This is a genomic window from Catellatospora sp. NPDC049609, assembly GCF_040675365.1.
Lineage (GTDB): Bacteria > Actinomycetota > Actinomycetes > Mycobacteriales > Micromonosporaceae > Catellatospora.
In genome coordinates this window covers 1-13,523 of record NZ_JBFAOU010000203.1, presented here as the reverse complement: position 1 = coordinate 13,523, position 13,523 = coordinate 1, and the positions used below count along the sequence as shown (strand labels likewise).

The 13,523-nt window shown below is 73.6% G+C and carries 11 protein-coding genes; 7 read left to right on the top strand and 4 right to left on the bottom strand.

The window, feature by feature from the left end; translation table 11 throughout:
* Nucleotides 1-134 precede the first annotated feature (134 nt).
* A complete protein-coding gene (locus tag AB0J67_RS34450) occupies nt 135-1,055 on the bottom strand; it encodes a hypothetical protein (RefSeq protein WP_363488809.1) in 921 nt (306 codons plus the stop codon).
* A gap of 323 nt (nt 1,056-1,378) precedes the next feature.
* On the opposite strand from AB0J67_RS34450, the gene AB0J67_RS34445 reads away from it, so the two are divergent.
* Together AB0J67_RS34445 and AB0J67_RS34440 are read left to right on the top strand one after the other, a co-directional pair.
* The gene (locus tag AB0J67_RS34445; protein WP_363488807.1) at nt 1,379-2,575 is read left to right on the top strand and encodes a serine hydrolase domain-containing protein; all 1,197 of its coding nucleotides are present in this window, start codon (nt 1,379-1,381) and stop codon (nt 2,573-2,575) included.
* Between the two features lie 40 nt (nt 2,576-2,615).
* A complete protein-coding gene (locus tag AB0J67_RS34440) occupies nt 2,616-2,948 on the top strand; it encodes a YkvA family protein (RefSeq protein WP_363488805.1) in 333 nt (110 codons plus the stop codon).
* Between the two features lie 30 nt (nt 2,949-2,978).
* Here the strand turns inward: AB0J67_RS34440 and AB0J67_RS34435 are convergent, their stop codons facing one another.
* Nucleotides 2,979-4,145: a hypothetical protein gene (locus AB0J67_RS34435; protein WP_363488803.1), complete on the bottom strand. Its 1,167-nt coding sequence runs from the start codon at nt 4,143-4,145 to the stop codon at nt 2,979-2,981.
* Between the two features lie 111 nt (nt 4,146-4,256).
* On the opposite strand from AB0J67_RS34435, the gene AB0J67_RS34430 reads away from it, so the two are divergent.
* Entirely contained in the window at nt 4,257-4,781 is a 525-nt protein-coding gene (locus AB0J67_RS34430) for a GNAT family N-acetyltransferase (RefSeq protein ID WP_363488801.1), read from the top strand.
* Between the two features lie 49 nt (nt 4,782-4,830).
* Here AB0J67_RS34430 and AB0J67_RS34425 read toward each other — a convergent pair whose 3' ends face one another.
* Together AB0J67_RS34425 and AB0J67_RS34420 are read right to left on the bottom strand one after the other, a co-directional pair.
* On the bottom strand, nt 4,831-6,297 hold the full coding sequence (locus AB0J67_RS34425; RefSeq protein ID WP_363488799.1) for a cellulase family glycosylhydrolase: 1,467 nt from the start codon (nt 6,295-6,297) through the stop codon (nt 4,831-4,833).
* 210 nt (nt 6,298-6,507) lie between these two features.
* Nucleotides 6,508-6,999, bottom strand: coding sequence for a GNAT family N-acetyltransferase (locus AB0J67_RS34420; protein ID WP_363488797.1), 492 nt, complete (start codon nt 6,997-6,999; stop codon nt 6,508-6,510).
* Between the two features lie 157 nt (nt 7,000-7,156).
* On the opposite strand from AB0J67_RS34420, the gene AB0J67_RS34415 reads away from it, so the two are divergent.
* The 4 genes from AB0J67_RS34415 to AB0J67_RS34400 all read left to right on the top strand — a co-directional run bounded on the left by AB0J67_RS34415 (nt 7,157) and on the right by AB0J67_RS34400 (nt 13,377).
* Nucleotides 7,157-7,381, top strand: coding sequence for a hypothetical protein (locus tag AB0J67_RS34415; protein WP_363488795.1), 225 nt, complete (start codon nt 7,157-7,159; stop codon nt 7,379-7,381).
* Nucleotides 7,382-7,549: 168 nt separating this feature from the next.
* The gene (locus tag AB0J67_RS34410) at nt 7,550-8,785 is read left to right on the top strand and encodes an exonuclease domain-containing protein (protein WP_363488793.1); all 1,236 of its coding nucleotides are present in this window, start codon (nt 7,550-7,552) and stop codon (nt 8,783-8,785) included.
* A gap of 111 nt (nt 8,786-8,896) precedes the next feature.
* The gene (locus AB0J67_RS34405) at nt 8,897-12,442 is read left to right on the top strand and encodes an ABC transporter ATP-binding protein (RefSeq protein WP_363488791.1); all 3,546 of its coding nucleotides are present in this window, start codon (nt 8,897-8,899) and stop codon (nt 12,440-12,442) included.
* A 197-nt stretch (nt 12,443-12,639) separates the two neighbouring features.
* On the top strand, nt 12,640-13,377 hold the full coding sequence (locus AB0J67_RS34400; RefSeq protein WP_363488789.1) for a lytic polysaccharide monooxygenase: 738 nt from the start codon (nt 12,640-12,642) through the stop codon (nt 13,375-13,377).
* The last annotated feature ends 146 nt before the right edge of the window (nt 13,378-13,523 follow it).

The following is a 13,523-nucleotide window of genomic DNA, read 5'->3' as shown; positions in this document are numbered from 1 at the left end:
TGGTGCCGGCCCCCCCCCCGGGCCCCACCGGGGGGTGTTACCCCCCCCACCCCCCCGGCGTTGGGCGGCGAACCGGTCGCACCCATCGGCGGGCGTCGGGGTCGCGGCGCCGTCCGCACGGCACCGCGGCGTGGTCAGCGGCGCTTGGGCGCGGGGCGCGCGTCCGGCAGCGGCTGCGTCTGGTCGCTGTCGAAGCCGGGCACGAGCGGCTCGCGCTCCTCGTCCTGCGGGTAGACCTGCGCCTCACCCGACTGGTAGACCGGCGCCTCGGTGGCGGCCGGCACGGAGCGGTCGGCGGCCGCGCGCTGCGACGGGTACACGGTGCCGGTCGACGGCGTCGCGAGCACCTGGGTGGCGTCGGCCTGGCCGGCCGCGTACGCCCGGGCGTGCTCGGCGACCTTGCCGGACTCCTGCCCGGCGCGGTCCAGCCAGCCCTCCCAGCGGGCCTGCATCGGGCGGACCAGGCCGCCGCCGACGCCGACGATGACGACGCCCGCGACCATCGCCAGCACCGCGATCAGGATCGGGGTGGTGACGGTGGTGGCGACGCCGATCTGGTTCAGGGCCGCGATGACGCCGAGGCCGATGATGAACACCGAGGCGGTGCCGGCCAGGAAGCGGCCGTACGCCAGGCCGCCGAGCGCGCCGGTGACCAGGTCCTTGACCCAGGAGGCGATGGCGGCCGCGACGACCACGATGACGATCGCGATGAACGCCTGCGGCAGCCAGGCCACCACGGCGTTGATCAGGTCGGAGACCGGGTTGGGGCCCCAGATGCCGAACGCCAGCTGCAGCGTGAACAGCAGCACGGCGTAGTAGACCAGCCGGGCCACCAGGTCGGAGGCGTCGACGCCGCCCCGGGCGAGCACGCCGGCGACGCCGCCCCGCTCGGCCAGCCGGTCGAAGCGGACCCGTTCGAGTCCCTTGTCGGTGAGCATGCGCAGTCCTCGGGCGACCAGCCACCCGACGAACAGGATCGCCACGAAGGCCAGCGCCTTGGGCAGGAACAGCGCGATCGACCGCAGGGTGTCGGTCGCCACCTCTCCGAAGTCCATGGCTTTCTTCCTCTCGGACGGTGTTGGGGGAAAGTGCGGTTTCAGCAACGGCATTCCCCAGCGCGCGCGGCCGGAAACGGCGTTCGCCACGTTCGGGGGATCCGGCAGGCGTATATACGGACATGTCCGGATGAGACTGCTGACATCGGCGCGGGAGCGGGGCGCGCCTCCCCGCCGCGAACCGGCGGGACCATCCCGCGTGCCGGTCCCCCGATCCCGCGCACGTCCCCGACGCGATCGACCCGAACCTGCTCGTCGACGCCGACGGGCTGCCGCGGCCGGCCGGGCGTGCGTCCCGGCGCGATCTGAGGCACGCTGTGATGATGAGCGGAGCACTGTCGGCGTCCGGTCTGCGGCGCCTGCACGACGCCATGTCCGCGCGGGTCGCCGCCGGGCGGCTGCCGGGCCTGGTCACGCTGGTCGCCCGCGGCGACGAGGTGCATGTCGACACCATCGGGTCGCACGACTTCGACGGCGCGACGCCGATGCGCCGCGACACCCTGTTCCGGATCGGCTCCATCACCAAGCCGATGCTGGCCGCGGTCACCATGATGCTGGTCGAGGAGGGCACGCTCGCCCTGGGCGAGCCCGTCGACCGGCTGCTGCCCGAGCTCGCCGACCGCCGGGTGCTGTCCCGCATCGACGGCCCGCTCGACGACACCGTGCCCGCGCACCGGCCGATCATCGTCGAGGACCTGCTCACCAACCGGATGGGCTTCGGCATCATCACCGAGCCGGAGTTCGACCCGCCGTACCCGGTCGTCGCCGCCGCGCGCGAGCTGCGCCTGGTGCTCGCCGAGCCCGATCCGCGCACGCCGTACCCGCCCGACGAGTGGATCAAGCTGTTCGGCTCGCTGCCGCTGCTGGACCAGCCCGGCGAGCGCTGGCGCTACAACGCGGGCGCGCTGGTGCTCGGCGTGCTGCTCGCCCGGGCCGCGGGCGCGCCGCTGGACGACGTGCTGCGCACCCGGCTGTTCGACCCGCTGGGCATGGCCGACACCGGCTTCCACGCCCCGCTCGCCGACGCCGTACGCATCCCGCCGCACTACCTGACCGACTTCGCCACCGGCGAGCTGGTCGCGCGGACGGAGACGCCGATCGAGGAGTGGACCCGGCCGCCGGTGTTCCCGTCCGGCGCGGGCGGCCTGCTGTCCACCGTCGACGACGTGCTGCTGTTCGCCCGGATGCTGATGAACGGCGGCGCGCACGGGCGGCGCCGGCTGCTGTCGCCCGAGTCGGTCGCCGCGATGACCACCAACCAGCTCACCGCCGCGCAGGTCGCCTCGGCCGGCATCCTGCTGGAGCCGAAGGGCTGGGGTTACGGCATGGCGGTCGCGCCGGAGCCCGACGCCGTCTCGGCGGTGCCCGGCCGGTACGGCTGGGACGGCGGCTACGGCACGGTCTGGTGCAACGACCCGTACCGCGACGTCACCGCGCTCGCCTTCGGACAGACCTCCGACCTGCTGTTCGACGGCGGCCGCGACGAGTTCCTCACGCTGGCGGTGCAAGCAGCCGAATGACCGCTGGTTCAGACACCCCGTGCCGGGGTAGAACCTGTCCGTGTCTCGGGATACCTGGATCATCATCGGCGTCGCCGTCGCGATCGTCGGCATCGTCACGCTCATCGGCGCCGTCAAGCTCGGCAAGCGCCTGTTTGTCACCAAGCGGATGCTCGGCGAGCTCGGCGCGGGCGGGAAGATCGCCTTCTGGGGAGCGCTGATCTACACGTTCTTCCCGGTGGACCTGCTGCCCGACCCCATCTACCTCGATGACATGGGCGTGCTCGCGCTGGCGCTGACCTACCTGACCAACCTGCTGCGCAAGCGCCGCGGCGGCAAGCTGCTCCCCCAGTCCCGCAGGGAGTCCGACCCCAACCACCCCACCCGGCGCTGACCGAAGGCACCCTCCGCGGAGGGTGCCTTCTCAACGCGCCGACGCGTACGCCGCCAGCAGCCCGTGCCCCGCCGGCAGGCCGTACCAGCGCAGCAGGTCGGTGACCGGCTCGGCGTCACCCTCGAACACCTCCGGATGCCCGGCCAGGTACTCGACCAGCCACCGCTGCGCGGCCGACAGCCGCTCGAACGGCACCCGCCCGGTCCGCTCGTCGTCGCCGAACGCGAGGTAGAACGGCTCGGCGAGGTGCTCGTGCCAGGCTCCGGTGCGCGGCTGCGCCAGCGCCTGCGCTACCAGCCGGCGGCGGATCTCCGCGCCGGACGGGTCGCCGATCTGCTCCAGCAGGCGCACCGACCACTCCGCGCGCCGCATGCCCCACGGCGCCAGCCACGGCTCGCCGTGCTCGGACCGGTCCTCGGCGCGGGCCCGCAGCACCACCCGGACCTCCTCGGGCGCCGCCGGTCCCGCCGCCAGCGCCCAGGCCGCCGCCGCCGCCCAGCGCACCTCGCCGTCCGGGTCGGACAGCAGGTCGAGCCCGGCCGACAGCGCCGGTGCCGGGCTCAGCGCGGCCAGCCCGGCCGCCATCAGCGCGGTCACCCGCGCGTCGCGCGGCAGCCCGGCCCGGAAGGCCATGTCGACCAGCGGCCCGACGGTGATGCGGGCCTGCTCGGGAAACCAGGCGAGCAGGTACGCCGCCGCTTCGGCGACGTCGGGGTCCGGGTCGGCCAGCAGCGGCACGATCCGCGGCACCTCGATCCGCACGGCGTCGTACGTCGGCAGCTCGTCCCCGCGCGGCGTGGTGATGCCGGGGTACGGGCGGCCGCTCCACTCGCTGTAGAGCAGGCGCCAGGACTCGTCGATCTCGTCCGGTGCCGGCCGCAGCCGCCCGATCGGAAAGCCGGTGGTCAGGTAGGGGTGGTCAGACCCGATCGCCATCGCGGTGAGCAGGCTCAGGATCGCCGGCCGTTCGGCGGTGGCCGGGTCGACGGCGAGGTCGGCCAGGAACGGCACCGTGTACGTGCCCGCCTGGTACCGCAGGCCCTCGCGCAGCAGGCAGGTCCACAGCTCGTCGCGCCCCTCCCCGCGAACCTCCGGGTCCGGGGAGCTCAGCGCGGCGAGGTAGGCGGGGATGTCCTCGGCTGTTCCGTAGGCGTGTAGGAGCACGTTCCAGTCGACGCCGTCCAGCTTCTCCAGCATCCTTCGATGATGACCCCCGTGGCCGACATCGGTCGGTCAATTTGTGCGACCGAAGGCATCGGCCCCGATGGCGATCATCCAGTGCGGATCCGTGTTTGGGATCATGGGGGCATGAGCGTCACCACCCGCCTCGTCAGCCTCGACGACGTGCCCGCCATCGCCGAGCTGTACCGCGTGAACATGGAGTTCCTCGCCCCGTTCGAGCCGATCCGGCCACAGGGGTGGTTCACCGCGCAGGGGCAGGCGGAGGTCGTCCGCGTCGCGCTGCACCGCCACGCGCAGGGTGAGGTGGTGCCGCACGTCATCGAGCTGGACGGCCGGGTCGTGGGCCGGATCAACCTCAACGACATCGTGCGCGGCCCGTTCCTGAACGCGCACCTCGGGTACTGGGTGAGCCAGGACGTGAACGGCCGCGGCGTGGCCAGCGCGGCCGTGGCCGACATGATCCGGGTCGCCTTCGAGGAGCACGGGCTGCACCGGATCCAGGCCGGGGCCATGCCGCACAACCTCGCCTCGCGGCGGGTGCTGGAGCGCAACGGTTTCACGCGCTTCGGCATGGCCCCGAAATACCTGCGGATCGCGGGCGTCTGGCAGGACCATGTCATGTACCAGCTGCTCGCGGACGACGAGAGTTAGGCAGGGCACCTCCTCGACGCGGGGCGTCGAGGAGGTGCCCTGCCCTTTCTCAGAAGTCGTCGGGGGTGCGGATGCGGTCGCGGACCCAGGCGCCGGCCGGCTTGAGCCGGGAGGTGCCGGAGAAGGCGCCGGTGGCGCAGGTGCCGGTGGTGAAGACGGCTCCGGTGCGGAAGTCGTCGGAGAAGTTCCAGTTCACCCAGCTGACCTTCTTCGCGGCCATCAGGTCGAGGTAGCGCTGGGACATGGTGAAGTTGTTCGGGCCGTCGCCGGTGTACTCCTGGGTGCCGAACTCGGTGACGAACATCGGCAGGGCGTCGATCGCCTGCGCGAAGGTGTTGTAGTACAGGTCGCCGTGCGAGGCGGCGTAGAAGTGGAAGACGTACATGACGTTGCCGGCGGTCACCGGGTTGCCGGTGATCGCCGCGACGCCGCCGCCGCTGCCGGAGACGCCGAGCGAGGACCAGTCGGGGGTGCCGACGAGCACGACGGCCTCGGGGTCCTGCGCGCGGATCACCGGGATGACCTGGTCGGCGTAGCTCTTGATGGTGTTCCAGGTGACGCCGCTGGGCTCGTTGGCGATCTCGTAGAGCACGTTGACCTTGCCCGCGTGCCGCTGGGCGATCTCGGCGAAGAAGGTCTTGGCGCGGGTCAGGTTGGCGTTGGGGTCACCGGGGTCGAGCATGTGCCAGTCGACGATGGCGTACATGCCGCGCGCCGTCGCCAGCTCGATGTAGTTGTGCACCAGGTCGGTGAACCGGCGGGGGTCGGTCTCGTAGCCGCCCTCCTGGATGTACATCGAGATGCGCAGCACGTCGGCCTGCCACTCGTTGGCCAGCACGGACAGCGAGGCGGCGGTGGCGCAGTTGGCGTACCACTGGATGCCGTGCGTGCTCATGCCGCGCAGCTGGATCGCCTTGCCGTTCTTGTTGCACAGCTGGCGGCCGCAGACGCGCAGCTGCCCGTTGGCGGCGACCGGCGTGCCGGGGTTCGGGCTGGCCGACGGGGACGGCGACGGGGGCTTGGACGCCGACGGTGAGGGCGACGGCGGGCGCGACGGTGAGGCCGACGGCGACGGCGGGCGCGGTGACGAGGCGGACGGGCTGGGCTGGGTGCCGCCCGCGCAGGGCTGGCCGTTGAGCAGGCAGCCGCTCGGGCTGCCGGAGCCGACGCCGATGAAGCCGAAGGTGACCGAGGCGCCCGGCGCGACGTTGCCGTTCCAGCCGACGTTGCCGAAGACGACCTGCTGGCCGCTGCCGGAGCGGTTGGCGTCCCAGTGCGAGCTGATGGAGGTGCCCGAGGGCAGGGTGAACGACACCTGCCAGGTGCTGAGCGTGGTGGTGCCGCCGTTGACGATGGTGTAGCGGCCCTCGAACCCGGAGCCCCATTCGGACACCTTGGTGAAGGTGGCCGTGGGCGTGCCGGCCGCGCCGGCGGTGCTGACCGCGACCGCCAGCGACATCGCCGCGAGCGCGGTCACCGCGCCTGCGGCGAGGAGGTTTCTCATCTTCCGTGACATACGCGCCTCCACGGGGGCATCGGAGGTCCGGCCGGTGTCGCGACGCGACGGTCGCCGGAAACAGATAGGAAAACTAACTTACGATCGCACCATAGGCAGCGGTCACTGTCCCGTCAAGACGGACGGACTTAAAGATCACTTAAATCGCGCCGTCACCTGCGGCGCAGGCGTACTGCCACATTGGACGCCGGGTGACGGACCGTTCCGGGCTCACACCGGTTTGGCGTACCGGTGGCAGGGCACCGGGATCGGACCGCCGGAGGCGTGCGCCGGATAGTCGAAGGCGCCCTCGTCGGTCCAGCCCTCGCGGGCGTAGAAGCGGCGGGCGCGGGCGTTGCCGGCGGCGACCGCGAGCCAGGCCCGGTCGTGCCCGTTCGCCCGCACCTGCCGGGCCGCCTCGGCCAGCAGCGCGGGCGCGACATCGCCGCCGCGGTGCGCCGCGCCGACGTACACCTGCTCGACCTCGTCGCCGACGACCATGATGAACCCCGCCACCACGCCGTCCACGACGGCGACGGTGACGTCGCCGACCCGCTGCGCCGCGCGCACGGCGAACGACTCCGGCGTCCGGATCGCCACCAGCTCCTCGGGCACGTGACCCAGGTGCCCGTCGCGCCAGCCGTCCCGCCAGATCACCGCCACCGCCGCGGCGTCGTCCTGCCGCGCGCGGCGCAGCACGGGCCCACCCTCCTCATTGATCATCATCCCAGCTTAGCCGGGACCGGGCCGTGCGCGGCTGTGACACATTTCCGGGTATGGATGCACTGCGCACCGCGGGCGCGCTCGCGCTGGTCGCCCTCGCCGTGGTCGGGCTGGTCATCGGCGCGCGCGACGACCGCCGGCGGCACCGGGCCGAGGTGTGGTCCCGGCACGGCACGCCGTGCTCGTCTGGGAGGCGGGCGGCCCCGGTGCGGCCGGGTTCCTCCAGGCGTTCGACCGCGACGCCGCGCAGCTCGCCCTGCCCGACCGCGTCGTCGCCGTGCGCGTCAGGTACGACGCGCTCTCCCGTGCCGACCTGGCCCAGCAGGTGGCGAGCGGAGTCCGCAAGGCGGCGCGGCGCGACCGGAACGAGCGCCGGTCCTGATAGGACTATTGTCGGGGCGGGCCGCGCGGCCCGGCCGGTCGTCCACGGACGGCGGATGAGGCGGGGTGCCTTCGGCCGAGGCCGGCGGCCGCCGCCAGGACCTACGGTGAGGTCCTGGACCCCGGATGTGGAAGGGCACCCCGCCGACGGCACAGCAGAGGTGACGGCATGTACGCGGTGATCGACGTGGAGACCACCGGCCTGCGCACGAGCTGGCACGACCGGATCTGCGAGATCGCGATCGTGCACGTCGACGCCGCCGGGCGGGTCACCGGGGACTGGTCCAGCCTGGTCAACCCCGAGCGCGACCTCGGACCGCAGCACGTGCACGGCATCACCGCCGCCGAGGCGCGGCGCGCGCCCGTCTTCGCCGACCTGGCCGGACGGATCGGCCTGCTGCTGCGCGACCGGGTGGTGGTCGCGCACAACCTCGCCTTCGACGCCGCGTTCCTCGTCGCGGAGTACGCCCGCCTCGACCTGCGGGCGCCGGTCGGGCGCGAGTACGGCCTGTGCACCATGCAGCTGGCCGCGCAGCTGCTGCCGAACGCCGGCCGCAGCCTGCGCGACTGCTGCCTGGCCGCGGGCATCCCGCAGCAGCGGGCGCACAGCGCGCTCGACGACGCGCGGGCGGCGGCCGGGCTGCTGTCGCGCTACCTGAACCGGGTCGGCACCCCGCCACCGTGGCAGCAGCTGGTGCTCGACGCCTCGGCGCTGACCTGGCCGGAGCTGACCGAGGCCGACGTGCTGCCGGTGACCCGGCGGCACCGGCACGAGGTGGCGGAGCACTTCCTCACCCGGCTCGTCGACCGGCTGCCGCGGGTGCCGTCGCCGCCGCAGGCCGACGCCTACCTGTCCCTGCTCGACCACGCGCTGCTCGACCGGCACGTGTCGACGGTGGAGGCGGACGCGCTCGTCGAGGCCGCGCGGCAGCTGGGGCTGAGCCGGGCCGAGGTGCTCGGCCTGCACCGGCGCTACCTGCAGGCACTGGCGGCCGAGGCCCGCGACGACGGCGCCGTGAGCGACGTGGAGCGCGCCGACCTGCACACGGTCGCGGCGCTGCTCGGCCTGGCCCGCTCCGACGTCGAGGCGGTGCTCGACCCCGGGCCGGACCCGGAGCACCGGCGCAGCACCCGGCCGCTGCCCGCGCCCCCGTTCCGCCTGCTGCCGGGCGACACCGTGGTGTTCACCGGGCAGACCGCCGAGCCCCGGGAGCTGTGGGAGGAGCGCGCGCGGGCGGCGGGGCTGACCGTGGGCCGCGGGGTCACCCGCACCACCCGGCTGCTGGTGGCCGCCGATCCCGACACCATGTCGGGCAAGGCGCGGCAGGCGCGGCGGCACCGCATCCCGATCATCCATCCCGGCGCGTTCCTGGGGCTGTTGTCGCAGGTGCCGCCCGCGCGGTGAACCCGCCCGGCTGTGGTGATCACCACGTGGCCCGCGCGTAATTGTGTTGAGGCCCACCCGCGCCACCTTGCATGCTGGGGACCAGTTCAAACCGCGTGCAAGGGGCCCTCGATGCGTCTGTTCCGTGACCTGTGGGCCACGTCTCCACGCCGTACCGCCATCGTCCTGTTAATCATCGTGGCTGGTGCCGCGGCGGCCGCCGTGTCCGCCCCACTGGCCGGGTCCGTGCTGGTGGACCGGTCCTTCACCGCGTTCGCCGCGCTGGCCGCCGCGCTGGCCGTGGTGGTGCTGGGCGATCTCGCCCTCGGCCTGCTCATGTCGCGGATCACCGCGGACTGGACGGCCGACGTGCGCCGCCGGCTGTGCCGGGTCGCGTTCGGCCAGTCGCTGCCCGCGCTGGAGCACACGCCCGTCGGCGAGCTGCTCGACCGCATCGACAGCGACGTGTACCAGGTCGGCTCGCAGCTGCGCGGCAACGGCGTGCGCATCGTGCAGTCGGCGGCGGTCGCGGTGCTGTCCCTGGTCACCGCGTTCGTGGTGTGGTGGCCCGCGGGCCTGGTCATGCTGCTGCTGACCGGCTCCCTGGCGGCCGCGCTGCGCAGGTCGACCGCGGCCATCGGCCCCGCCCGGATGACCGAGGAGGAGGCCTGGTCCGACCTGGCCGCGGTGACCGAGGAGGCCGTGCACGGCCAGGACGACGTACGCACCAGCCTGGGCCGCCCGTACGTGCTGCGACTGGTCGCCGAGCGGGCCGGGGAGGTGCTGCGGCGCGGGCGCCGGGTGTGGCGGATGTCGTCGCGGGTCACCACGATCGCCTCGGGCGTGACCCGGGCCGGCATCGCGCTGGTGGTGCTCGGCGGCGTCTGGGCGCTGGCCGCGGGCCGCGTCGACGCCGCCCAGCTGACCGGCGTGTGGCTGCTCGCGCTGGCGTTCGGCGGCACCGTCGAGCAGGTCAGCCGCATGCTGCCGGAGGTGCAGTACGCGCTGGGCGCGTGGGCCCGGGTACAGCTGCTGCGCGACGTCCCGCAGGAGCCGACCGGCGGTGACGCGCCGCGCGCCGGGCGGCTGGAGGTGCGCGGGCTGACCTTCAGCTACGCCGCCGACCGGCGCCGGCCGGTGCTGCACGAGCTGGATCTGACGTTCGCGCCGGGACGCTCGTACGCGATCGTCGGCCGCACCGGCTCCGGAAAGTCGACGCTGGCCAAGGTGCTGACCCGCGCGGTGGACGTGCCGCGGGGCACGGTCTTCCTGGGCGGGGTGGACCTGCTCGACCTGGACGTGGAGCAGCTGCGGCGGTGGACCGCGATCGTGCCGCAGCGCACCGAGATCCTCGCCGGCACGCTGGCCGAGAACATCGCCCTGTTCGACCCGGAGCTGCTGGACGCGGCCGGCCGGGCGCTGGACGAGCTGGGCCTCGCCTCCTGGGTGCAGACGCTGCCCGACGGCCTGGACACCCGGCTGGGTGAGGGCGGCCAGAAGCTGTCCGCGGGCCAGGAGCAGCTGGTCGCGTTCGCCCGGATCCTGGTCCGCGACCCGCAGGTGGTGATCCTCGACGAGGCCACCGCCCGGATGGACCCGGTGACCGAGGCCCGCGTCCAGCACGCCGCCGAGCGGCTGCTGCACGGCCGGATCGGCATCGTCATCGCGCACCGGCTGTCGTCGCTGCGCGCCTGCGACGAGGTCGTGGTGCTGGCCGACGGCCGGGTCGTCGAGGCCGGGCCGCTGTCGGAGTCGCAGCGCTTCGCCGAGCTGCTGGCCAGCAGCGGGACGGAGTTCGAGCTGCTCACCGGCAGCCCTGCCGCGTCACCCGACGGCGAGCTGGTGCTGGCCGGTGGCATGGCCACCGGCCGGGAGGCCGCCGCCGGGTCGTCGGCCGGAGCCGGTCGCCTGGGCGGCCCGGAGCCGGCCCGCGGCACCGACGGTGACGAGCCCGGCCTGGTCGCGCCGCCGAAGGCCGACCCGCCGCCGCTGCCGGACCCGCCGCGGGTGCGCACGCTGCGCGAGATCTACCGGCTGACCGTCAACGACGCCCGGTTCGGCCTGTTCGGCGTCGCCATGTTCGCGATCATGCTGCTGTTCGGCCTGGACGGCACGGTGCTGCCGTGGCTGTGGTCGGACCTGGTCGACGGCACGGGCAGCATGTGGTGGCCGGCGCTGGGCATCGTCGCCGGCCTGATGATCACGACCCCGGCGGGTTTCATCGCCGGTGTGCGCTACCCGGAGTGGTGGGTGCGCCAGATGCTGCGCATCAACGTACGGCTCGTGCACGGGCAGACCGGGCCGCGCCGGGTCAGCTCGCACACCCCCGCCGAGGTGGTGGCGCAGGGCGGCGACACCGAGCGGGTGGTGCTGCTGGCCGACAACCTGGTCGACCAGTCGCTGTCGGTATTCGTCCTCGTGGCGATGACCCTGGTGTCCGGCTCGATCGTGCCGGCGCTGTTCTTCGCGGGCACGATGCTCGTCTCCGGGCTGACCGCGCTGATCTTCGCGCCGGTGCTGAAACGCTCGGCGGCGCACACCGTCGCGGCCCGGGCCGCGTTCGCGACGTTCCTGGTGTCCTCGCTGTCGTCGGCCCGCACCGTGAAGCTGGCCGGGGCGACCCGGCCGGTGCTGACCGAGCTGGCCCGGCTGGACACCGCGCGCAGCGAGCGGCAGCGGCGGGAGATCTCCACCCAGGTCTGGGCGCGCTCGACCCCGGCGCTGCTGTCGGGCCTGCTGCCGATCGCCGTGTGGTCGCTCTACATGGCCGGTGACCTGGCCGCGGGCGCGACCCTGGTGGCGGTGTCGACGCTGGGCTCGGCGCGCTGGTTCGCCTGGACCACCGCCTCGCTGGTCTCCCAGCTGCCCTCGGCCCGGGTCTGGACGAAGCGCACGGTGTCGATGGCGGGTGTCGCGGCGTACTCCGCCTCGGTGCCCGACGTCGACATCTCCGCGGGCACCGCCCCCGGCCCGGTGGCCGCGCCCCGCCATCCGCTGCGCCGGCTGGACCTCGCCGGGTTCGGTGCGGTGCACGAGGACGGCACGGTGGGCGTACGCGGGGTCGACCTCACCGTGGAGCGCGGCGACCTGGTGCTGGTGCTCGGCCCGGTGGGCTCGGGCAAGTCGTCGCTGCTGCGGGCGCTGGCGGGCATCGTCCACCACGACGGCCAGCTGCGCTGGAACGGTGAGCAGATCACCGACCCGGAGCTGTTCCTGCGCCCCAACCAGGTCGGGTACGTGGCCCAGCTGCCGCGGGTGCTGTCCGGCACGGTCAGCGACAACATCCGGCTCGGGCACGACGTGGACGCCGCCGCCGCGGTGGCGACCGCGCAGCTGGAGCACGACCTGGCGGCGGCGGGCAGCGGGATGGAGCTGCTGATCGGGCACAAGGGCACCCGGCTGTCCGGCGGGCAGCTGCAGCGCCTGGCCCTGGCCCGCGCGCTGGCTCCCGGCACCGAGCTGCTGATCGCCGACGACGTGTCGTCCGCGCTCGACGTCACCACGGAGCTGCAGCTGTGGCAGGCGCTGCGCGCGCACGGCGTGACGGTGGTGGGCTCGACCTCCAAGCGGGCCGCACTGGTCCAGGCGGACCAGGTCGTCGTGCTGATCAACGGCGAGGCCGTGGCGCGGGGCGCCTGGGAGGAGCTGGAGAGCCGCTGGGGCCACCTGGCCGGCTGAGCCGGCGTCCTCGACGGGCCTGTTCCGCAGCGCGGAACAGGCCCGTTCTCTATGCCAAGTTTAAGCCAGAACTCAGTTAACCGTATTTACAGTTAGGACTGTTTAATTTATGTTCTTGTGAACGAGTGTCGATGTCTCCTCTCACGACACCGGCACTCGCCCGGTCGATCCATCCCGCGCAACAGCGAGGAGGAGCCATGAGAAAACGGATCGTCCTACCCGTCCTGTCCATCTTCACCGTTCTGGCGTCCGGTCTGGTCGCCACCCCTGCCAGCGCCCACGGGTACATCTCCGCACCGCCCAGCCGGCAGGCGATGTGCGCCCAGGGCCGGGTCACCGGCTGCGGCGACATCGTGTGGGAGCCGCAGAGCGTCGAGGCCCCGAAGGGCTCGATGCAGTGCAACGGCGGCGGCAGCCGGTTCGCCGTGCTCAACGACAACAGCAAGAACTGGCCGGCCACCTCGGTCGGCAACAACGTGTCGTTCAACTGGGTGCTGACCGCCCGCCACCGCACCAGCACCTGGGAGTACTTCGTCGGGAGCACCCGCATCGCGGTGTTCAATGACAACGGCGCCCAGCCCGGCGCGACGGTCTCGCACAACGTCAGCCTCGGCGGGCGCACCGGCCGGTTCACCGTGCTGGCCCGGTGGAACATCTACGACACGGCGATGGCGTTCTACTCCTGCGTGGATCTGCAGGTAGGCAGCGGTGGTGGCGGCGGCAACCCCACCCCGCCGCCGCCCTCCCCCACGCCGCCCGCGCCGTCGCCGACGCCGCCGACCAACCCCGGCGGCGGGACCTGGGCGGCCGGCACCGCCTACGGTGTCGGCGCGACCGTCACCTACGGCGGCCTGAGCTACCGCTGCCTGCAGGCGCACACCGCGCTCGCCGGCTGGGAGCCGCCGAACACCCCCGCGCTCTGGCAGCGCATCTAGCACCACCCCACCCGGCTCGCGGCCGCCCGGACCGCGAGCCGGGACCCCCGCCCCGGCCCCCCCCCGCGGGCCGGGGCGCCGGCCCCCCCCGGAAGCGCCGGGCCCCCGCCGGGGGGCCCCCCGCCGGGGGGGGGCAAGACGAGTGG